This is a genomic window from Cnuibacter physcomitrellae (genome assembly GCF_014640535.1).
GTDB classification, from domain to species: Bacteria; Actinomycetota; Actinomycetes; order Actinomycetales; family Microbacteriaceae; genus Cnuibacter; species Cnuibacter physcomitrellae.
This window is the reverse complement of the sequence record NZ_BMHD01000001.1, coordinates 2847527-2867891: the sequence shown is the minus strand read 5'-3', so window position 1 is coordinate 2867891 and position 20365 is coordinate 2847527. Positions and strand designations below refer to the sequence as shown.

Annotated in this window: 20 protein-coding genes; 7 read left to right on the top strand and 13 right to left on the bottom strand. The window is 72.3% G+C overall.

The window, feature by feature from the left end:
• Nucleotides 1-17 precede the first annotated feature (17 nt).
• The 11 genes from IEX69_RS13480 to IEX69_RS13430 form a co-directional block, all read right to left on the bottom strand.
• Nucleotides 18-1220, bottom strand: coding sequence for a ferrochelatase (locus IEX69_RS13480; RefSeq protein ID WP_085017836.1), 1203 nt, complete (start codon nt 1218-1220; stop codon nt 18-20).
• Entirely contained in the window at nt 1217-1972 is a 756-nt protein-coding gene (gene hemQ, locus IEX69_RS13475; protein WP_085017835.1) for a hydrogen peroxide-dependent heme synthase, read from the bottom strand. Before hemQ ends, IEX69_RS13480 begins: the two co-directional genes overlap by 4 nt.
• Nucleotides 1973-2045: 73 nt before the next feature.
• Nucleotides 2046-2348 (bottom strand): DUF3618 domain-containing protein, encoded by a 303-nt coding sequence (locus tag IEX69_RS13470; RefSeq protein WP_085017834.1) that lies wholly within the window; start codon nt 2346-2348, stop codon nt 2046-2048.
• Entirely contained in the window at nt 2345-2752 is a 408-nt protein-coding gene (locus tag IEX69_RS13465; RefSeq protein WP_085017833.1) for a phage holin family protein, read from the bottom strand. The genes IEX69_RS13470 and IEX69_RS13465 overlap by 4 nt, the downstream gene beginning before the upstream one ends.
• A gap of 59 nt (nt 2753-2811) precedes the next feature.
• On the bottom strand, nt 2812-3261 hold the full coding sequence (locus IEX69_RS13460) for a YtxH domain-containing protein (protein WP_174604365.1): 450 nt from the start codon (nt 3259-3261) through the stop codon (nt 2812-2814).
• Between the two features lie 116 nt (nt 3262-3377).
• Nucleotides 3378-4406, bottom strand: coding sequence for a methionine synthase (locus IEX69_RS13455; protein WP_085017832.1), 1029 nt, complete (start codon nt 4404-4406; stop codon nt 3378-3380).
• Nucleotides 4403-5413 (bottom strand): putative oxygenase MesX, encoded by a 1011-nt coding sequence (locus tag IEX69_RS13450; protein ID WP_085017831.1) that lies wholly within the window; start codon nt 5411-5413, stop codon nt 4403-4405. Before IEX69_RS13450 ends, IEX69_RS13455 begins: the two co-directional genes overlap by 4 nt.
• A 284-nt stretch (nt 5414-5697) precedes the next feature.
• Nucleotides 5698-6558 carry a sugar phosphate isomerase/epimerase family protein gene (locus IEX69_RS13445; RefSeq protein ID WP_217348688.1) on the bottom strand — a complete coding sequence of 287 codons (861 nt, stop codon included), beginning with the start codon at nt 6556-6558 and terminating at the stop codon, nt 5698-5700.
• 56 nt (nt 6559-6614) lie between these two features.
• On the bottom strand, nt 6615-7793 hold the full coding sequence (locus IEX69_RS13440) for a dihydrodipicolinate synthase family protein (protein WP_085017829.1): 1179 nt from the start codon (nt 7791-7793) through the stop codon (nt 6615-6617).
• Entirely contained in the window at nt 7790-8953 is a 1164-nt protein-coding gene (locus tag IEX69_RS13435) for a Gfo/Idh/MocA family protein (protein WP_174604364.1), read from the bottom strand. Before IEX69_RS13435 ends, IEX69_RS13440 begins: the two co-directional genes overlap by 4 nt.
• A gap of 125 nt (nt 8954-9078) precedes the next feature.
• Nucleotides 9079-10116, bottom strand: a complete 1038-nt coding sequence (locus tag IEX69_RS13430) for a LacI family DNA-binding transcriptional regulator (RefSeq protein WP_085017828.1) — start codon at nt 10114-10116, stop codon at nt 9079-9081.
• A 103-nt stretch (nt 10117-10219) separates the two neighbouring features.
• Between IEX69_RS13430 and IEX69_RS13425 the strand changes: the two genes are divergently transcribed.
• Nucleotides 10220-11050, top strand: a complete 831-nt coding sequence (locus IEX69_RS13425; RefSeq protein ID WP_085017827.1) for an HNH endonuclease family protein — start codon at nt 10220-10222, stop codon at nt 11048-11050.
• Between the two features lie 32 nt (nt 11051-11082).
• Here the strand turns inward: IEX69_RS13425 and IEX69_RS13420 are convergent, their stop codons facing one another.
• Together IEX69_RS13420 and hemE are read right to left on the bottom strand one after the other, a co-directional pair.
• Nucleotides 11083-12612, bottom strand: coding sequence for a protoporphyrinogen/coproporphyrinogen oxidase (locus tag IEX69_RS13420; protein ID WP_085017826.1), 1530 nt, complete (start codon nt 12610-12612; stop codon nt 11083-11085).
• Nucleotides 12609-13760, bottom strand: a complete 1152-nt coding sequence (gene hemE, locus IEX69_RS13415) for a uroporphyrinogen decarboxylase (protein ID WP_085017825.1) — start codon at nt 13758-13760, stop codon at nt 12609-12611. The genes IEX69_RS13420 and hemE overlap by 4 nt, the downstream gene beginning before the upstream one ends.
• 94 nt (nt 13761-13854) lie before the next feature.
• On the opposite strand from hemE, the gene IEX69_RS13410 reads away from it, so the two are divergent.
• From IEX69_RS13410 to IEX69_RS13385, 6 genes are all read left to right on the top strand, one after another.
• On the top strand, nt 13855-15213 hold the full coding sequence (locus tag IEX69_RS13410; RefSeq protein ID WP_085017824.1) for a glutamyl-tRNA reductase: 1359 nt from the start codon (nt 13855-13857) through the stop codon (nt 15211-15213).
• Between the two features lie 2 nt (nt 15214-15215).
• Nucleotides 15216-15641 (top strand): NUDIX hydrolase, encoded by a 426-nt coding sequence (locus IEX69_RS13405; RefSeq protein WP_229756360.1) that lies wholly within the window; start codon nt 15216-15218, stop codon nt 15639-15641.
• A 227-nt stretch (nt 15642-15868) separates the two neighbouring features.
• Nucleotides 15869-16825: a hypothetical protein gene (locus IEX69_RS13400; protein ID WP_157127052.1), complete on the top strand. Its 957-nt coding sequence runs from the start codon at nt 15869-15871 to the stop codon at nt 16823-16825.
• Nucleotides 16812-18338 (top strand): HlyD family secretion protein, encoded by a 1527-nt coding sequence (locus IEX69_RS13395; protein WP_085017822.1) that lies wholly within the window; start codon nt 16812-16814, stop codon nt 18336-18338. Before IEX69_RS13400 ends, IEX69_RS13395 begins: the two co-directional genes overlap by 14 nt.
• The gene (locus IEX69_RS13390; RefSeq protein ID WP_085017821.1) at nt 18335-19057 is read left to right on the top strand and encodes an ABC transporter ATP-binding protein; all 723 of its coding nucleotides are present in this window, start codon (nt 18335-18337) and stop codon (nt 19055-19057) included. The genes IEX69_RS13395 and IEX69_RS13390 overlap by 4 nt, the downstream gene beginning before the upstream one ends.
• On the top strand, nt 19054-20301 hold the full coding sequence (locus IEX69_RS13385; RefSeq protein ID WP_229756359.1) for an ABC transporter permease: 1248 nt from the start codon (nt 19054-19056) through the stop codon (nt 20299-20301). Before IEX69_RS13390 ends, IEX69_RS13385 begins: the two co-directional genes overlap by 4 nt.
• Nucleotides 20302-20365: the final 64 nt, after the last annotated feature.

The window sequence follows — 20365 nt, the reverse complement described above, 5'->3', positions numbered from 1 at the left end:
GATGCGTCGAGCTTACGTCACGGAGCGAGGCCCGCGAGCGCCGGCCGGAAGCCCAGGCGGGCGTTCTCGCAGCAGCCGGGCCGGCAGACGTCGTACCAGGGACCGAGCTCGGTGGTCGCCGGACGGGCGGAACCGGGGGTGCCGACGATCCGCTCGATCACGAGGTCGACGAGACCGGACACGTACGCCGGGTCGACCCCGGGGGTCGGGACCCGCACACCGTGGATCCCGGCCTCACGGCAGGACTCCATCGCCTCGTTGTCGAGGTCCCACATCACCTCCATGTGGTCGGAGACGAAGCCGATGGGCACGATGACGACGGCCTTGATGCCCCGCTCGGGGGCGGAGGCGATGACGTCGTTGATGTCGGGCTCGAGCCACGGCTGCGAGGGCGGGCCCGACCGGGACTGGAACACGAGCTGCCAGGGCACGCCCTCCGCGGAGTCGACGGCGGCCATGACCACCTCGGCCACCGCCCGGTGCTGCGCCTCGTAGGCGCCGCCCTCCCCGAAGCCGCGCGACGCCGGACCGGACTTCCCCGCATCCGCCGTCGGGATGGAGTGCGTGGTGAACAGCACCTCCACCTCGGTGGTGAGGTCGATCTCCGGGTTCGCCGTGGTCACCTCCGCCAGGCCCGCCTCGAGGCCGTCGATGAACGGGGCGACGAACCCGGGGTGATCGAAGAACTGACGCACCTTGTCGATGACGAGCTCGCCCTCCAGGCCCGTCTCGGCGAGGGCGGCGGCGAAGTCCTCGCGGTACTGGCGGCAGCTCGAGTACGAGCTGTAGGCGCTCGTCGCGATCGCGATGAGGGTGCGGTGCCCGTCGGCGTGGGCGTCGCGCAGGGCATCCGCGAGATAGGGATCCCAGTTGCGGTTGCCCCAGATGACGGGGAGGTCGATGCCCCGGTCGGCGAGCTCGGCCTCGAGAGCGGCCTTGAGCTCGCGGTTCTGGGCGTTGATCGGGCTCACCCCGCCGAAGTGGCGGTAGTGGTGCGCGACCTCCTCGAGTCGCTCGTCGGGGATGCCGCGTCCGCGCGTGACGTTGCGGAGGAACGGGATCACGTCCTCCTGACCCTCCGGGCCGCCGAAGGAGGCGAGGAGGATGGCGTCGTACGCGGTGGGCTCGCTGACGTGCTCGGGCCCGTCCGCGGCGGCGGGGCTCGCGTTGCGGACGCGCTGCTGACCGACGTTCACCGCACCGGTGGTGGCCTCGCTCACTGGAGCACCTCGGGCAGCTCGGCGGTCGAGATGCGGCGGCCCGTGTAGAACGGGACCTCCTCGCGCACGTGCAGGCGGGCCTCGGTGTTGCGGAGGTCGCGCATGAGGTCGACGAGGTCGAGCAGCTCGTCGCTCTCGAGCGGCAGGATCCACTCGTAGTCGCCGAGCGCGAACGACGCGACCGTGTTGGTGAGCACGCTCCGGTAGGCGGAGCCCTTGCGGCCGTGATCGGCGAGCATGCGGCGGCGGTCCTCCTCGGGGAGGATGTACCACTCGTACGAGCGCACGAACGGGTACACCGTCAGCCAGCCGAGCGGCTCCTTGCCGCGCATGAAGGCCGGTACGTGCGAGCTCGAGAACTCGGCGTCGCGGTGCACGCCCATCGCGTTCCAGGTGGGTAGCAGGTCGCGGAAGAGGCGCGTGCGGCGCAGCTGACGCAGCGCCCACTGGAGCGTCTCCGGCACCCCGCCGTGGACCCACACCATGACGTCGGCGTCGGATCGCAGACCCGAGACGTCGTACAGGCCTCGGACGAACACGTCCTCGGCCTCGACGGTCAGGATCGCGTCGTCGAGCTCGGCGACGGCATCCGGGATCTCCGACCCGTCGAGGTAGAGCGGGGAGGCGGGGTTCCTGCGGAACACCGCCCACAGGGTGTACCCGGCGGCGGGGATCTCCTCGGAGTCCTCGACGTCTCGGGCGGTGTGCGGTTCGGCATACGTGGTGGTCGGGTCGACCGTCGGGTCAGTCATCGTCCTCAATCCGATTCCATGCTGCGCACGCAGAGCGTGCATCCGTGAGCTGCGGCGCCTCGGGCGCGGCGGCTCACTTCCTCACGACACGGTACCCGACGAAGATGAGAGCCGCTGCGGCGGTCGCGGTGCCGGTGGCGACTCCGGCGACCAGGGCCGGGTTCCGCTCCCACGCCGCCCGCACACGCACCTTCGTGCGGTGCACCGCGTGGCGCACCTGCTTGGGCACGTTGAGTCGGAACTCGATCGCGTCGAGGGTGGCGCGCAGCTCGGCGCGCGTGCGCTCGATGTCGGCGTGCAGCTCGGCCTGGCTGCGCTTGGGCTCCGCGGGCTGCTCGCCCGACTGGGTCGTGGACACCCTCTTGTCGTCGCTCATGACTGGCCGAGTCCCTTCACCACGTTGACGTCCTTCTTGAGGCTGTCGACTGCCTCCTTGGGCACGGGCGGCATCCCCTTCTTCACCGAGGCGAGCCCGACGAGGGCGAGCACGATGATGATGATCAGCAGGCCCGCGGCGGTCAGCAGAGCCGCCAGCCAGGGCGCGAACACCGTCGACAGGCCGAGCACCGCCGCGGCGATGAGGACCGCGAGCAGGAAGAAGGCGAGCAGGCCCGCGAAGACGAGCAGTCCGATCCCGATGCCGAGGCTCGCGAGGCGCTTGGTCAGCTCGCGCTTGATGTTCTCGAGCTCGTCCTTGAGGAGCTTGACGATCAGCGTGGGGACGTCGGCGATGAGGGACCCGAGCGATCGTCGGGCTCGTCGGTCGCGTTCTTCGGTCACGGTTCCGCTCCTTTGGAGGTTCGGTCTCGGATGCTCGGGTCGGCCGCGTCTGCGCCGGCTCAGATGTCGGTGGACGGAGCCAGCGGCTCGACCGGCGGAGTGTCCCCGCCGGCGGGTGCGGCCTTCGACCGCGACGAGGTCGACGTGCTCTTCGAGGTGGACGCCTTCGAGCCGCTCGACTTCGAGGTGGTCGCCTTCGAGCCGCTCGCCGTAGCACCGGCTGCTCTCGAGGCCGAGGACCGCGAGGTCGACTGCGTCGGCTCGGTGTAGGGCTGCTTGCCGAGCAGCGATCCGAGCGCCTTCTTGGCTGCGTCGCCGGCGATGTCCTTCAGCTGGTCGACCCGCGCGGAGGCGAACTCCTCGGCGACGCCGACGCCCTTCTGCACGACGGGGGTGTTCCACACCTTCTGGGCACCGCTCTTGATCTGCTCGTAGCGCCTGCGGCCTGCTCGCGTGCCGAGCACGTATCCGGTGGCAAGACCCACCACGAAGATGGCCTTTCCGCGCATCGGGTCTCCATTCATCGAGGACGGTCCGTCACTGGGTGTGGGGCGAGACCCAGCGTATCCCGCTCCCGGAATGCGCGCATGGCACCCGGCATCCTTTCGGGATGGGGGTGCGCTCCCTAGGCCGCGAGCTCGGCCCGGACGAGGGCCGCACCCTCGGCGAGCGCGGCGAGCTTCGCGGTCGCGACGGACCGCGGCAGCGGCGCCATCCCGCAGTTGGTCGACGGGAGGAGCAGGTCGGCGTCGACGAACGGGAGCGCCCGGCGGAGGGTCTCGGCGACCTCCTCGGGGGTCTCGACCATGGAGGTGGCGACGTCGATCGCGCCGACCATCACCTTCTTGCCGCGGATGAGCTCGATCAGGTCGATCGGCACGTGCGAGTGCTGGCTCTCCAGCGAGACGATGTCGATGTCGGAGGCCTGGATCTTGGGGAAGATCTCCTCGTACTGGCGCCACTCGTCGCCGAGGGTCTCCTTCCAGTCGGTGTTGGCCTTGATCCCGTAGCCGTAGCAGACGTGCACCGCGGTCTCGCAGGTCAGCCCCTCGATCGCCCGCTCGAGCGCGGCCACGCCCCAGTCGTTCACCTCGTCGAAGAACACGTTGAACGCCGGCTCGTCGAACTGGATGATGTCGACCCCGGCGTCCTGCAGCTCGCGCGCCTCCTGGTTGAGGATGCCGGCGAACTCCCACGCCAGCTTCTCGCGGCTGCGGTAGTGCGCGTCGTAGAGCGTGTCGACCATCGTCAGCGGCCCGGGCAGGGCCCACTTGATCGGCCGGTCGGTCTGCGCGCGGAGGAACCGCGCGTCCTCGACGAAGACGGGCTTCTCGCGGGTCACCGCTCCCACCACGGTGGGGACGGACGCGTCGTAGCGGTCGCGGATCCTCACCGTCTCTCGCCTGGTGAAGTCCACCCCGCCGAGGTGCTCGATGAAGGTGGTCACGAAGTGCTGCCGGGTCTGCTCGCCGTCGCTGACGATGTCGATGCCGGCCCTCTGCTGGTCCGCCAGCGACAGGCGCAGCGCGTCGCGCCGACCCTCCGCCAGCTCGTCGCCGTCGAGCTTCCAGGGCGACCAGAGCTTCTCGGGCTCCGCGAGCCAGGAGGGCTTGGGCAGGCTTCCCGCGGTGGAGGTGGGGAGGAGTGTGCTCATGACCGTCCTTCCTGGAGGCTGTACCGGCGGGCCGTGAAGTCGGCCGACCAGTCCTCGAGGGTCTTCGCGTGCGGGGTGATGAAGTGCTCCTGGGCGAACCTGCCCTGCTCGACCGCGAGCCGGCTGCGCTCCTCGCGGTCGTAGACGATGGGCGTCCTCGAGAAGTCGGGGTTCGTCAGGCTCGGCCGGTACGACTGCCCCGCCGGGTGGTCGGCGTTGTAGATCTCCGGCCGGTAGATGCGCTGGAAGGTCTCCATGGTGCCGATCGTGGCGGCGAGCTCGAGGTCGCTGTAGTCGCCCGTGAGATCGCCGAGGTGGTAGAAGGCGAGCGGGGCCTTCCCTCCCGGCGGCAGGAAGAAGCGGACCTGGAGACCCATCCTCGCGAAGTACTCGTCGGTGAGCGAGTACCCGCTCTGGCGGTACTCGACTCCGAGCACCGGATGCGTGGTCTCGGTCCGGTCGTAGGTCCTGCTGCTCGAGACGCTGAGGCAGATGACGGGAGGCTTGGCGAAACGCCGCGTGTACGCATCCGACTCCAGGAACGCCATGAACAGGTTCCCGTGGAGGACTCCGAAGTCGTCCGGGGGGCCCGAGTCCGGCGAGGCCTCCGCGTGGGCGGGCAGCACCACGCTGAAGTCGTAGTCCCGCACGTAGGAGGAGAAGTTGTTGCCGACGATCCCCTCGACGCGCTCACCGCTACGGCGGTCGACGATCGTCGTCAGGAGCACCTCGATGAGCGGGACGGGGTCGTGGCGGCCGGAGCCGTCGACGTCGAGGCTCGCGGAGACGATGTCGAGCTCGAGCGTGTAGCGATCGCGGTCCTCGCCGCTTCCCGGGGCGAGCTCGTTCACGCGCTCGTCGATCATCGTGAACGTGGTGCGCAGGTTCTCGCGACGCTTCTCGCCCCGGGCGAGGTTGGCGAAGTTCGTCGTGATGCGCGAGCCGTCGAGAGGGCGGTAGTCCTCGTCGAAGCGGGTGAAGTCGAGGGAGAAGGTCGGGTTCGTCACGGCGCGGTCACCACCGTGGAGGCAGCGGCGGGGAGAGAGGCGACGAGCGCGGCGCTGTCATGCCGGCGCGTCGCCGACGTACAGGAGGCCGCTGATGCAGGAGAGGCAGGAGGACGCATGGGAGACCGATCGTGAACGGGCGGGCCGGGCGGCCCGCGGAGGTGCGGTTCAGGATGTCGCAGCGCGTGCCGGGATGTCGTCACCCGGCGCGAGGCTTCGCGTCATGCTGCGATCACGTCGACTGTAGCCGCCCCTGCTCGGCGTGCCACCGGTCGTCCGTAACATTACGTCCCGAGCCAGGGCTCCACGAGCTCGACGTAGCGGCGGGCGAGCGTGGCGACCGTGTCCGCTCCCGGTGCGGCCCACACCTCGGCGTGGAAGATCTCGACCTCGACGTCGCCCCGATAGCCGGCGTCGGCCACCGCGGCGGTGAAGGCCGCGAAGTCGACGTGGCCGTCGCCCATCATGCCGCGCGCGAGGAGCGTGTCGGCCGGCAGCGGGGTGATCCAGTCGCAGACCTGGTAGCTCACGATCCGGTCGCCGGCGGAGCGGATCGTCTGAAGCACCTCGGGCTCCCACCACAGGTGGAACGTGTCGACCACGACCCCCACCTCGTCGGCCGAGAAGTCGCGGGCGATCCGCAGCGCCTGGGCGAGGGTGGACACCACGCCCCGGTCGGCGGCGTAGAGGGGGTTCATCGGCTCGATGCCGAGCACCACGCCGCGCGCGCGAGCCTCGGGGGCGAGCCGGGCGACGGCCTCGGCGGCGCGGGTGCGCGCGCCCACCAGGTCCCGCGATCCCGCGGGGAGTCCTCCCGGCACGAGCACGAGGGTCGGCGCTCCGAGCGCCGCCGCCTCGTCGAGCGCGCGCAGGTTCTCGTCGTGGGCTCGACGACGCTGATCCTCGTCCTCCGCGGTGAAGAACCCGCCGCGGCACAGGGAGGACACACGGAGCCCCGAGTCCCGCACCAGCTCGACCGCCGTCCCGAGTCCGACTTCCTGCACCGGCTCGCGCCAGAGGCCGATCGCGGGCAGCCCGGCCGCCACCGCGCCGTCGAGCGCCTCGCGCAGCGACCACTCGGCGGTGGTGCGCTGGTTGAGCGACAGCCGCGCGAGGCGGGGGTCGCCGACCGACGGGGTGCGGATGCGCGCGGGCGCCCCGCTCGGGACGTCGACCTCGCGTGTGAGGGGCGGGGATGCGCTCACGCGGTCACCCCCTGGACCTCGCAGAGCCGGGCGAACCGGTGCGCCGCGAGCTCCGGGTCGGGCAGCAGCCGCGCCTCGTTCGCCAGGGCGAACACCCGTCCTAGATGGGTGAGGCTGCGCGCCGACTGCAGGCCGCCGACCATCGTGAAGCCGTCCTGGTGACCGGCGAGCCACGCCAGGAAGGCGATCCCGGTCTTGTAGTGGAAGGTCGGGGCCTCGAAGACCGTGCGCGAGAGCTCGAGCGTGGGCGCCATCTCGGCGTCATAGCGCGCGACGTCGCCCTCGTCGAGCGCGGCCAACGCGGCGGAGGCGGCGGGCGCGATGGCGGCGAACGCGCCGAGCAGCGCATCCGAATGGCCCTGGTCGTCGCCGCGGATGAGGGTCGGGTAGTTGAAGTCGTCGCCCGTGTAGAGCCGCACGCCCGCGGGGAGGGCGCGCCGGAGACCGATCTCGTGCGACTCCGACAGCAGCGAGACCTTCACCCCGTCCACCTTCCCGGCGTGCGAGCGGATCAGGTCGAGGAAGGTGGCCGTGGCGGTGTCGACGTCGGTCGAACCCCAGTAGCCCGCGAGCTGCGGATCGAAGGCCTCGCCCAGCCAGTGCAGCACCACCGGGCGAGAGACCTCGGAGAGGATGCGGTCATACACCGCCAGGTAGTCCTCGGCGGACGTCGCGGCACGGGCGAGCTGACGCGACGCCATCACGATCACCTGCGATCCGGTGCCCTCGACGAACTCGACCTGCTCGAGGTACGCGGCGATCACCGCCTCCGTCGTCGTCGCCTCCGGGGCGTGGTCCGTGCCGGCGCCCGACGCGATGCGCGCGCCGAGCTCCGCCGCCTGCACCGCCGAGCGGGAGACGAGCTCCTGCACGGCCGGCCAGTCGAGCCCCATGTTGCGCTGCGCGGTGTCCATCGCCTCGGCGACGCCGAGGCCGTACCGGAAGAGGTGCCTGCGGAACGCCAGCGTCGCCTCCCAGTCGATCGCGGCGGGAGCGCCGGGCACGTTGTCGCCGCGCGGGTCGGCGACGACGTGCGCGGCGGCGAAGGCCACCCGCGACGAGTACGGCTGCGGATGCTCCGCCCACTCCCGCGGGTCGTTCAGGTGGATCGTCGTGGTCCCGTCCGCGGTCGGGATCCTCACCGCGGTACCCGGAGCCGGTGCCGTCGCGGTCATGCCGGGACCCGGGCGGTGATCGGCTCGAGCTCGACCCGGCGCCCCTCGGTCGACGACTCGAGCGCGGCGTCGACGAGCTGGAGCCCGCGGACGCCCGCGGCGAGGTCGTACACGTGGGGACGCCCGGCCACCACATCGGCCAGGAACTGCTCCCACTGCGCCCGGAAGCCGTTGCCGAACTCCTGGTTGTCGGGGATCTGGTCCCACTGCGACCGGAAGTCCTGGTCGGTGGGCAGGTCGGGGTTCCACACCGGCTTCGGCGTGCTCACCCTCGACTGCACCCTGCATCCGAAGAGCCCCGCGGTGGCGGAGCCGAGCGTGCCGTCGACCTGGAACTCGACGAGCTCGCCCCGGTCGACGCGCACCGCCCAGCTCGAGTTGATCTGCGCGATCACGTCGCTCTCGAGCTCGAAGATGCCGTAGGCCGCGTCGTCGGCGGTGGCCTGGTAGGGCCGGCCCTGCTCGTCCCAGCGCTGGGGGATGTGGGTGACCGACTTGCTCCACACCGCCTGCACCCGGCCGAACAGGTTCTCGAGCACGTAGTTCCAGTGGCAGTACATGTCGAGCGTCATGCCACCACCGTCCTCGGCGCGGTAGTTCCAGCTCGGACGCTGCGCCGGCAGGTAGTCGCCCTCGAAGACCCAGTAGCCGAACTCCCCGCGCACGGAGAGGATGCGGCCGAAGAAGCCGCCGTCGATGAGCCGCTTGAGCTTCTGCAGGCCCGGCAGGTAGAGCTTGTCGTGCACGACGCCGTTGACGACCCCCGCCGCCTCCGCGGCCGCGACCAGCTCGAGGCCGTCGGCGACGCTGTTCGCGATGGGCTTCTCGGTGTACACGTGCTTGCCGGCCGCGATCGCGTCGAGGATCGCCTCCTTCCGGGCGCTGGTGACCTGCGCGTCGAAGTAGACGTCGATCGACGGGTCGGCGAGCACCGCATCCAGGTCGGTCGACCACTCCGCCACCCCGTGCTCCGCCGCCAGTTCGGCCAGCTTCTCCGCGTTCCGGCCGAGCAGCACCGGCTCGACCTGGATGCGGTCGCCGTCCGGAAGGACGATCCCGCCCTCGTCGCGGATCGCGAGGATCGACCTCACGAGGTGCTGGCGGTAGCCCATGCGCCCCGTGACGCCGTTCATCGCGATGCGGATGGTTCGTGTGGACATCGGCGTCCCCTCTCGGCCGCGCGGCCTGATCGCAGTTCTGGTAAGCGCTTTCCAAACTAGTCAGACGACGGCGCGAGGGCAAGCGGATCCTGCGGATCCAGCACTCGACGCCACGCCCGGACGGGTCAGCGAGCGGGCGTGCTCTCGCGGAGTCGGAGGTCGCCCAGCACGGGATCCCGGGTCGCGTCGAGCTCGTCGTCGGCCGCGAGCGCGAGCTCGACGGCCCGCTCGCCGATCGCCGCGAGGGGCAGCGCCACGGTCGTGAGGGAGGGCCTCACGTCGGCCAGCATCGCGATGTCGTCGAAGCCCGCCACGCCCACGTCGGCCCCGGGCTCGAGCCCGAGCTCGCGGAGGGCGGCCATCGCTCCCACGGCCATGACGTCCGTCACGGCGAAGACGCAGTCGAGGTCGGGGTGACGTGCGAGGAGCTCCCGGGCCGAGTCGCGTCCGCCGTCCCGGGAGAAACCGCCCGGCACGACGAGGTCGGGGGCGATCGGCACCCCCGCCTGCTCAGCACCGGCCACGAAGCCCGCGACCCGGTCGCGCGGGGTGACCAGTCGCTCGTCGCCGGCCAGGACCCCGAATCGCCGGTAGCCGCGGTCGACCAGGGCGGAAGCGAGCGCCGCCGCGCCCTCCTGGTTCGCCACGCGGACGCTGCGCGCATCCGAGGCCGACGATCCGTCGACGAAGCTCACCGAGCCGCCGCGGGCGCGGTAGGCGTCGAGCTCGGCGGCCAGACCCGTCTCCGCCCGCGGGTCGACGTGACGGCTACGGGCGAGGATGACGGCGCGCGGCCGCTGCGATCGGAGTGCGGCGACGACCTCGACCTCGTCCTCGGGTTCGGCGGACACCGTCGAGATGGTGACGGTCATCCCGCGCGAGCGGGCAGCCGCGATGGCGCCGGCGGCCACCCCGGAGAAGTACGGGTCGGCGATGTCGCCGACCACGAGGGCGATGGTGCTGCTCGTGCCCCGCGCGACGGCCTGCGCCTGAGCGTCGACGACGTAGCCGAGCACGCGAGCCGAGGCGACCACCTTCTCGTGGAGCGGAGCACGCACGCGCCGGGTGCTGCCGTTCAGTACACGCGACGCGGTCGCCAGCGACACCCCGGCGTGCGCGGCCACGTCGCTCAGCGTGGCCGGGGCCCGGCTCTCCTGCGTCATCCTTCTCCCCGCTCCGGCGGGGCCAGCCTATCGGGCGTGCCCGGCGTGACGGCCGGGGACGCCGCTTCGCGCAGGGCATACTCGATCGGGTGTGGTCGGCCCTATGAGAATCGCCCGGTATCGGCTCGTCATCGCCGGCGCGGCGATCCTGCTGCTCGCGGTCGGCGCGCTCGGCGCCTGGCTGTCGCGCCCTGCCCCGACCCCGCCCGGGCCCACGCTGCGCGGGCTGACGTGGATCCTGGAGGACCAGGGCCTGCTCGCCCCTGAACCGGGCTCGGACCCCGCCACCGAGCCAGACTCGGCCGCGGGATCGGGCTCGGGCACCGACTCGGACACGGGTGCGGACTCGAACACGGGTGCGGGATCGGAGCCGCGGGTCGACGTGGACGAGGTCCGCGGGATCCTCGCCGCCATCCCCGCCGCGACGACCGCGCTCGGCGACTACGAGCGCGACGCGTTCGGGAAGCCGTGGGCCGACATGGACCGCAACGGCTGCGACACCCGCAACGACATCCTGCGCCGTGATCTCGCTGACCCGACGATGAAGTCCGGATCCTGGTGCACGGTGACGTCGGGCGTCCTCGACGATCCCTACACGGGCTCGACGATCGACTTCGTCCGCGGCGAGGAGACCTCCCCACTCGTGCAGATCGATCACGTCGTCCCGCTCGCCTGGGCGTGGCGGAACGGGGCGGGCGACTGGGACACCGCCACGCGTCTGGCGTTCGCCAACGATCCGGTCGAGCTGGTCGCCGTGGACGGCAAGGCGAACAACGCGAAGGCCGACGACGGCCCCGCGGGATGGCTGCCCCCGGATGCCGACTCGCAGTGCGCCTACGTCGCCGTCTTCACCCTGGTGGTCGCGCAGTACCAGCTCACCATCGACGACGCCGACCGCGCCGCTATCACCCGCACCCTCGACACCTGCCCCTGAGCAGGGAGTTCGGCCGGAGCGGGGTCGCCGGGCTACTCGTCGCGGTCGAGGCGGCGGGCTCCGCGGAGCTCGGCGGCGAGGGCGGAGGCGGTGGTGATCGCGTGCTCGACGGTCGCGGCGAGGCCGGTGCCCGAGACCCACGCGCCCACCACGTCGAGGCCGGGCACCTCGGCGACGGCACGGAGGGTCTGCTTCACGCGCGCCTTGTGGCCGACGGTGGCGAACGCGAGCGACGCGGGCCACTCGGTGGTCGCGAAGCCGACCACCGACGACGGCAGCAGGTCGAGGCCGAGCAGGGCGCCCGCATCCGACAGCGCACTCGCCTGATCGACGGTCGGATCGGTGGGCGTCACCAGGTCGTCGGCCTCGCGCCTGCCGTAGGACAGCCTCACGACGTGGCGACCGGCGGGGAGCGACTCGGCGAGCCAGGCCCACTTCGCGCTCGAGTGGGTGAGCGCCTTCGCCCCGATGCCGGGTGTTCCGGGTGCGACCAGGACGCCCGTGCCCCGCGGATGCGCGTCCAGGCGGGCATCGTCGATCACCAGGGTCGCGATGGTCACGGACGACGGTTCCGGCCACGCCGAGGGGCCGGGCACGGCCGGGCCCGACGATCCGACGCCGGTCTGCCCCAGCAGGCGGAGTCCGGCGCGGAAGCCCGTCGCGATCACGATCGCGTCGGCGTGCAGCGCCTCACCCGTGGCGGGCGCGTCGGCGGTGACGCGGCCCGCGGCGGTGGCGGCGCCTGCGCCGTCCCCGTGCTCGGCGGCCGTGTCGACGTCGGCGGGGACCGCCGCGATCGCCACGTCCCATCCCCCGGCCTCGTCGGCGGCGACCCCGAGCACCTCGCGCGACGTGCGGATGCGCACGCCGTACTTCTCGCAGTCGGCGACCAGCGCGTCGACCAGCCGGGCCATGCCACCGCGGATGCCCTGCACCTGCGAGCCCGCCGGAGCCATCTCGCGGAGCGCCATCACCGCGCCGGAGAGCGAGCCCTGCGTCGTCATGTTCTGCGTCAGTCCCGGCGCGACGGCCTGCACGTCGACGGTGGACGGATCCGCGGAGTGCACCCCCGCCACGACCGGGGTGACGAGTCGATCGAGCACGAGCCGGCCCATGCGCCGGCGGACGATGTCGCCGAGATCGGTCTCCTTGCGCACCCGGAGCACGGGCAGAAGGCGATCGCAGTAGGCGCGGAGCGATCCACGCCAGCCCACGATCCGGCGCACGTCGTCGGCGAGCGGAGACCCGGGGATGCCGAGCAGCCCCGTCTTGGGCAGCCGCGCCGCGTCGTCGTCCCAGCGCAGCCACGCGCCCTCGGGGTCGGGCTCGACGATGTCGGTGCCCAGCCCGAGCTCGATCGCGAGCTGCGCGACGGTGCCCTTGCGGGTGGCGAAGCTCTCCGCCCCCGTGTCGATGCGGATGCCGGCGACCTCGCGCGACGCCACGAGCCCGCCGAGCGTCGGCTCGCGTTCGATGAGCGTCACCTCGTTGCCGAGGTGGGCGAGCCGGCGCGCGGCGACCAGTCCGCCGATGCCGCCGCCGAGGACGATGACGCGGCTCACGGACGCGCTCCCTCGGCCGCGGCGTCGGCGTCTGCGTCTGTGTCCGCGTCTGTGTCCGCGCCGACAGGCTCCGCGCCCGCGATCTGCTCGGCGGTGGCGGAGTGCACCAGCTCGACCACCCGGGTGAGCACGTCGGGATCGGTCTCCGGCGGGACACCGTGGCCCAGGTTGAGGACGTGGGCGCGGGCGGACGCCCCACGACGCAGCACGTCGAGCACGTGCCGCTCGAGCACGGGCCACGGCGCGGCGAGCATCGCCGGATCGACGTTGCCCTGCAGCGTCGCCCGCGCGCCGACGCGCCGGTCGGCCTCGTCGAGGGGCACACGCCAGTCGACGCCCACCGCATCCACCCCGATGCCGTGCATCAGGTCGAGCACGTCGCCGCTGCCGACCCCGAAGTGCACCAGCGGCACGTCGAGGTCTCGCACGTGCTCGAGCGCCGCAGCGGAGTACGGCGCGACGCGGGCGGAGTAGTCGGCCCGCGACAGGGATCCGACCCAGGAGTCGAACAGCTGGGCGGCGCTCGCCCCGGCGAGCACCTGCGTGCGGAGGAACCGTCCGGTGACCTCGGCGACCCAGGTCAGGAGCGCGTGCCACGCATCCGGGTCGGAGTGCATCAGGGTGCGCGCGCGGATGTGGTCCTTGGACGGGCCGCCCTCGACGAGGTAGGCCGCGATCGTGAACGGCGCCCCGGCGAACCCGATCAGGGGGGTGTCTCCGAGCTGGGCGACCGTGCGCGCCACGCCCTCCGCGATGGCGGAGAAGTCGGCGTCGGCGGGATCGGGGAGTGCGGCGACGTCGGCCGAGGTGCGGACGGGGGCGGCGAAGACCGGCCCGCGGCCCGGCTCGATCTCGACCGCGACGCCGGCGAGCTTCAGGGGGATGACGATGTCGCTGAAGAAGATGCCCGCATCGACGCCGTGCCGACGCACGGGCTGGAGCGTGATCTCGCTGGCCAGCGCGGGGTCGAGGCAGGCGTCGAGCATCCGCGTGCCCACACGGAGCTCGCGGTACTCGGGCAGCGACCGACCGGCCTGGCGCATGAACCAGACGGGCGTCACATCGCCCCGGACCCCCCGGTAGGCGGAGACGAGACGCGAGGAGGCCGTGCGTCCCGTGGCGAGCGGATGATCGGCGGGCAGAGTCACCCGAGAATCCTACGTGCGCCCGCTGAACCCCCTCCGTGGGCCCTCGCGGTCCCTCGGAGGGCACCCTCAGCGGCGACAGGCGTAGACTTCATCGGTGCTCATCTGTCTCACGGCGAACCATCGCAACGCGAGCTTCGATCTCCTCGAGAAGCTCTCGGTCGGGGCACCCACCGTCGCCAAGTCCCTCATCGAGGGCAGCGACTTCGTGCAGGGCGCGGTCGTGCTGGCCACCTGCAACCGCTTCGAGGCCTACCTCGACATCGAGGAGCCCCTCACCGCCGGATGCTCGCTCGCCGTCGAGGAGGCCGCCGAGCGCTTCGGCGCCGCCTCCGGCACCGACGTCGCCGAGCTGCGCGACTCCCTCACCGTGCTGAGCGGCGACCTGGTCGCCGAGCACCTCTTCTCCGTGTCGTCCGGGCTCGAGTCCGTGGTCGTGGGCGAGGACGAGATCGCCGGTCAGGTCCGCCGCGCGCTCACGACGGCGCGCCTCGAGGGAACGACGTCGTCCGACCTCGAGCGCCTGTTCCAGCGCGCCGCGCGCACCTCGCGCGGGGTCAAGACGAAGACCGGCCTCGGCGCCGCGGGTCGCTCGCTCGCCCGGCTGGCCTTCGACCTCGCCGAGAGCCGCATCACCGACTGGGCCCGCACGCGCGTCCTGCTCGTCGGCACCGGTCAGTACGCCCGGGTCACGCTCGCCAACCTCCGCGAGCGCGGTGTGGTCGACATCAGCGTCTACTCGCCGTCGGGCCGCGCCCAGGTCTTCGCCGCCAAGCAGGGCATCGTGCCGGTCACTGCGGATGCGGATGCGCTCGTGGAGGCGATCGCCGCCTCCGACGTCGTCATCACATGCTCGAGCAGCGAGCAGCCCGTGCTGCTCCCCGCCCACGTCACCGCCGCATCCGCCATGCCGGGCGCGGTGGCGCGTCGGCTGGTGATCGACCTCGGCCTGCCGCGCAACGTCGACACCGGCGTCGCCTCCGTGCCGGGCAACGAGGTGCTCGACCTCGAGACGATCAGCATCCACGCGCCGCTCGACGAGCTGGGTGCCGAGTCGGATGCGCGTGCCCTCGTCGACCAGGCTGCCGCCGAGTACCGTGCGGGCAAGGCCGAGGCGACGGTCACCCCCGGCATCGTGGCGCTGCGATCGCACATGTTCGACGTGCTCGACGCCGAGATCGAGCGGGCCAGGGGCCGCGGCGACTCGGAGCAGACGGAGCGCGCACTGCGCCACCTCGTGGGCGTGCTGCTGCACACCCCGTCGGTGCGGGCGCGCGAGCTGGCCCGCGAGGGCCGCTCCGACGAGGTGTTCGCGGCGCTCGAGACGTTGTTCGGGCTCGACGGGGCCGCCGCCAGCGCGGCGGGCGCCGCCGCGGCTGTTGCGGCGGAGGCGTCCGATGCCGAGGCGTCCGCCGACGCGGTCTCGCTCGACGACTTCCGCCGCTCCGCCCGCTGAGCGTGGACGAGCCCGCGCTCCCGCCGATCCGCACCGCCGTCGTGGCGCTCGTCCGCGACCGGCGACTGCTGATGGTGACCGCGCGCGGCCGCGAGGTGCACTACATGCCGGGCGGGAAGATCGACCCCGGCGAGACCGCCGCGCAGGCCGCCGTGCGTGAGGCGCGCGAGGAGATCGGGGTCGTCCTCGCCGAGCGAGACGTGCATCCGCTCTTCTCGATCGCGGTGCAGGCGCACGGCGAGCCGGAGGGCCGCCTGGTCGAGATGGCGGTCTTCGGCGTCACGCCCGACGTCGCGGCGTCCCTCACCCCGGTCGCCTCCGCCGAGGTCGACGCCCTCCACTGGACAACCACGACCGACGTCGACCGCTGCCCGCCCGCCGGCGCCGAGATCCTCCGCCGCCTCGCCGCCTCCGGCGCGATCGACTGACCCCGGTTTTCGCGCCCTCTTTGACCTTTCGCGTGCCCACTGACCGCGCGAGACTCCAAACAGGCAGCGAAAGCAGGACGGGTGCGGTGCTGCCGCGCCCTTCAGCTGACCGCCACCTGAAGGGACCATAAGAGGACGCCATCGGGAGGGGCCACCGTCCGACATGTCGCCTACGATGTGAGCATTGTTCGCCTATCGGTGCCGTCGGGGTGGAGAGGCTCCTCACGATGACGCACGCCCGCGCACCCTTTGTCCGCGCCGCCGTCGGCGCATTCGCTGCAGCATTCCTCCTGGCCGGATGCGCGTCCCAGCCCGGTGAGGGCGTCAGCGCGCATCCGCTGCAGGACTATCTGGATCGGATCCAGGTCATGCCCTCCGAGGATGAGCAGCGGGAGACGAATGCCGAGATCGAGGAGGTCACCGCACGATGCATGACCGAGCTCGGGTTCGAGTACCAGCCCTCCGCCGACTCGGGAGGCTTCATCGTCGCGGACGCCGGCCAGCTCGATCCCACCAGCCCCGAGTTCATGCGCACCTACGGCTACGGGGTGTCGACCAATCCCTGGGGAGATCCCGGCGAGTACGAGGACCCGAACCAGGAGTACCGCGACTCGCTCAGCGATTCGCAGCTCGACGCGTATCAGGATGCTCTCTACGGCGATCCGGTCGACGTCGACGGGAGCGACACCGGCGGGACCTGGGATTGGACCAAGTCGGGATGCAGCGGACGCGCCTTCCACGAGGTGCTCGGAGACGACTCGGGCTTCGACGACCCCGAGGTCACCGCCGTCGCGCAGGCGCAGAGCACGATCCAGACCGAAGCAGCCGAGTCACCCGCGGTGAAGGAGACCCTCGCCACGTGGGCTGACTGCATGGGCTCGGCCGGGTACGACGTGAAGACGAAGGATGAGCCGCGCGCCGCGATCCAGAGCGAGATGGACGCGCTCTGGGCGGAACTGCCCGACGGTTCGACCGAGGACCCCGCCTCGATCGCGCCTGATCCAACGAAGCTCAGCGACCTCCAGGCGAAGGAGGTGGCGACCGCGACCGCCGATGCCGACTGCTCGGAGCAGTCCGGCTACGACACCGCTCTCGCCGAGGAGGTGCAGCAGCGCGAAGCCGCCTACGTCGCGGAGCACCGCGACGAGCTCGAGGCACTCGTGGCCCGCTATGCCGACAAGTGACCTCCAGCCCTCGACGCCCCCGACGCCCTCGACGACGAGAACGGCCGCGCGCCGACGGATCCCGCTGACCCGCGGACCCGGGCTCATCGCGCTCGTCGCCGGGGTCGCGGTGCTCGCGCTCGTCGCCGGGCTCGTCGCCGGCCGGACCGTCCTCTCCTCCTCCGCTGCAGAGCCCTCGGCTCCGGAGGAACGGAGCATCACGGCGCCGCTCGAGACCCGGGTGATCAGCAGCACCATCACCGCCCGCGCCGACATCACCTACGCGGATGCGGTCGACCTCGACATCGACGTCTCCTCCCTGAGCGGACCCTCCGTCGTGACGGGCCGAGTCCCCGAGGTGGGCGCCGTGGTCGACGCCGCCCAGGTGGTCATCGAGGTGGCGGGCAGGCCGGTGATCGCGCTGCCCGGCGAGCTGCCGGCCTACCGGTCTCTGCGAGCGGGCTACTCGGGTCCGGATGTGCTCCAGCTCAAGGCAGCGCTGGCCTCGCTCGGGATCGACCCCGGCGACGCCGCGAGCGACCTCTACGACGCCTCGACGGCCGCAGCCGTGGACGAGCTCTATCGACGAGCAGGTTACCCCTCGCCCGTGTCGTCGCCCGATGCCCGGAGAGCGGTCGAGTCTGCCGAACGCGCGGTCAGCGATGCCGCCGCGCAGGTCGCCGCCGCGAGGTCCGCTCTCGAGGCGGCCGGGTCAGGCGCATCCGCCGCCGAACGGCTCGCCGCCGACAACGCCGTACGCCAGGCGCAGCGCGAGCTCGACGCCGCGGCCGCCACCGGCGCGCCGCAGGCACAGCTCGACACCCTCGCCGACGCGGTCGAGCTGGCGAAGGCGAGACGCGCAGAGCTCGACCGTTCTCCGAACGTCTCCGACCAGCAGGCGTCACTCGATTCGGCCCTGGCCGCTCAGAACCAGGCCGAGGTCGAGCTCGCCCGCGCCCGTGACGACGCCCTCACCCCGCTCCCCGCGTCCGAGGTGCGCTACCTCACGTCGCTCCCTCGCCGCGTCGACGCCGTCTCGGTGCACCGCGGAGATCTGCTCACCGCCGACGCTGTCTCGCTGTCCGGCGCGGCGATCCGCCTCGACGGCACGATCTCCTCGGCCGACGCCGAGCACCTCGTCGTCGGCCAGCCGGCCGTCTTCGTCACGGAGGACGGTCGGGAGCTGCAGGCCGTCCTCCGAGAGGTCGCCGATGACCCCGACGGTGACGAGAAGCGGCGCCGTCTGATCCTCGATCCGAGCGGTGTCGACCAGGCGACGATGGATTCCCTGCGCGGGACGAACGTGCGGGTCACCATCCCGATCGAGTCCACCGACGGCGAGGTGCTCGCCGCCCCCGTAGCGGCGCTCACCGCGGGGCCGGCCGGCGAGAGCCGGGTCGCGGTGGTGGACGAGACGTCGGGCGACGAATCGCTCGTGACGGTGACGACGGGCTTGTCCGCCGGAGGCTACGTGGAGGTCCGGAGCGACGATCCCCGTCTCCGGCCCGGCGTCCGGGTGGTGGTGGGGCGGTGAGCTCCCCCCTCGCCCCGGCTCCTCTCGTCGTCCTGGACGGCGTCTCGCGATCGTTCCCGCCACCCGCCGATCAGCGGTCGACGAGGAGCAGGGACAGCGTGGAGGTGCTCTCCCGAGTCGACCTGGTCGTCCACGAAGGCGACTACACGGCGGTGCTCGGTCGATCCGGAGCGGGCAAGTCCACCCTCCTGTCGGTCGTCGGGCTGCTGGATCGCCCCACCTCAGGACGGCACGTCTTCAGCGGCCTCGACATGGCGCTCGCCCCCGACGGTGTTCGCGTGGCTCGACGGGCGGAGCAGATCGGCTTCGTCTTCCAGGCCTTCCACCTCGTCGCCGGTCTGTCCGTCCTCGAGAACGTCGCGCTCGCCGGTCTCTACTCGGGCCGCCCACGAAGCCGCCGTCTCGCCGACGCCCGACTCGCGCTCGAGACGGTGGGCATGTCCCACCGCCAGGACGCCTTCCCACCCACGTTGTCGGGCGGCGAGCGGCAGCGGACCGCCGTGGCTCGAGCGGTCGCCGCCGGACCACGGCTGCTGCTCGCCGACGAGCCCACCGGGAACCTCGACCGCGAGAACGCGGACGGAGTGATGAGGCTCTTCGCCGACCTCAACGCCGCCGGCCAGACGATCCTCGTGATCACCCACGATGACGCGGTCGCCGCGCGGGCCCGCCGCCGTGTCCGTCTCGAGGGCGGCCGCCTTCACGAGGAGGACGCGTGAGGAGCGGTCCGAGGCGCGTCCTGGCTCGCGCCGGGAGGGCGAGCATCGCCGCCCTGATGCGCGAGGCCGTCGTCGGGGTGGGCATGAAGCCGGCCCGCTTCCTCGCCACCCTGGGAGCGACCGTGATCGGCATAGGGTCGCTCGTGGTCGCGGCCGGGGTGGGGCAGACCGCCGCCGTGCAGGTCGCGTCTCGCTTCGACTCGGTGGCGGCGACCCATGTCGAGGTGTCGGCCGCGAAGAGCGAGGGGGCCGACGGGAAGGACCACGCGGTCGCCGCTCTCCCCACCGACGGCGTGGATCGCGTGGTCCGGCTCGCCGGGGTCGAGGCCGCAGTGCAGGTCGGCGATGTCGATCTGGCCGGGGAACGGGTGACGGCGGTCGACCTCGATGATCCTGAGGCAGCTCCGACGACGGGGCCCCTCGTGTCGGCCGCCGTCGGCGACCTGCTGGAGGCCACCGGCGGGACGATCGTCACCGGCCGCATGTTCGACGCCGGGCACCGCGACCGCGCCGACCGGGTCGCCGTCCTCGGGGCGGACGCGGCCGACGCGCTCGGGATCACCGACGTCGCGAGCGCGCCCGCCGTGTTCCTCGGCCACATCCCCTACACCGTGATCGGCATCGTCGACGGGCTCGCGGTGCAGACGACGTTGGAGAGCTCGGTGATCATCCCCGACACGGCGGCACGGCGCGACTTCGGGTACTCGGCCCCGCGCATCCTCGAGATCGCGACCGCACCGGGCGCGTCGTCGCTCGTCGCCCGCCAGGCCCCGATCGCCCTGGCTCCGTCCGCGCCCGAGTCGTTCGACGCGACGACCCCCGCCGAGAACACGAGCCTCAGCGGCGGAGTGCGGAACGACCTCGGCGCTGCCTTCCTCGTCATCGGCGGGATCACCCTCCTCGCCGGTGGCGCGGGGATCATGGGCATCACTCTCCTCTCGGTCGCTCAGCGGTCGAGCGAGATCGGACTCCGCCGCGCCCTGGGAGCACGCCGCTCCGACATCGCCGCGCAGTTCCTCGTCGAGTCCGGCCTCGTCGGGGTGATCGGGGGCATCAGCGGCGCAGCGCTCGGGGTGATGGCCGTCGTGGTCGTGTCGGCGCTGAGCGGCTGGGCGCCCGTGCTGGACCCCGTCGTCGTGATCGGCGCCGTGCTCGCCGGTGCAACGCTCGGCCTGGTGTCGGGCGCCTATCCCGCCGTGCGGGCGTCGCGGATCGAGCCGGCCGAGGCGCTTCGCGCCGACTGACCGCGCCGGCACCTCCGCCGTCCGACGCCGACGAGGGCAGGCTCGCGGGCGTGCTTGACTTGAT

Excerpts from the sequence above, each read along its gene's own strand:
- IEX69_RS13435 (WP_174604364.1), bottom strand. The coding sequence starts at position 8,953 with ATGTCCACACGAACCATCCGCATCGCGATGAACGGCGTCACGGGGCGC.
- IEX69_RS13395 (WP_085017822.1), top strand. The coding sequence starts at position 16,812 with ATGCCGACAAGTGACCTCCAGCCCTCGACGCCCCCGACGCCCTCGACG.
- IEX69_RS13430 (WP_085017828.1), bottom strand. The coding sequence starts at position 10,116 with ATGACGCAGGAGAGCCGGGCCCCGGCCACGCTGAGCGACGTGGCCGCG.
- IEX69_RS13460 (WP_174604365.1), bottom strand. The coding sequence starts at position 3,261 with ATGCGCGGAAAGGCCATCTTCGTGGTGGGTCTTGCCACCGGATACGTG.
- IEX69_RS13425 (WP_085017827.1), top strand. The coding sequence starts at position 10,220 with ATGAGAATCGCCCGGTATCGGCTCGTCATCGCCGGCGCGGCGATCCTG.
- IEX69_RS13440 (WP_085017829.1), bottom strand. The coding sequence starts at position 7,793 with ATGACCGCGACGGCACCGGCTCCGGGTACCGCGGTGAGGATCCCGACC.
- IEX69_RS13455 (WP_085017832.1), bottom strand. The coding sequence starts at position 4,406 with ATGAGCACACTCCTCCCCACCTCCACCGCGGGAAGCCTGCCCAAGCCC.
- IEX69_RS13400 (WP_157127052.1), top strand. The coding sequence starts at position 15,869 with ATGACGCACGCCCGCGCACCCTTTGTCCGCGCCGCCGTCGGCGCATTC.
- hemQ (WP_085017835.1), bottom strand. The coding sequence starts at position 1,972 with ATGACTGACCCGACGGTCGACCCGACCACCACGTATGCCGAACCGCAC.
- IEX69_RS13470 (WP_085017834.1), bottom strand. The coding sequence starts at position 2,348 with ATGAGCGACGACAAGAGGGTGTCCACGACCCAGTCGGGCGAGCAGCCC.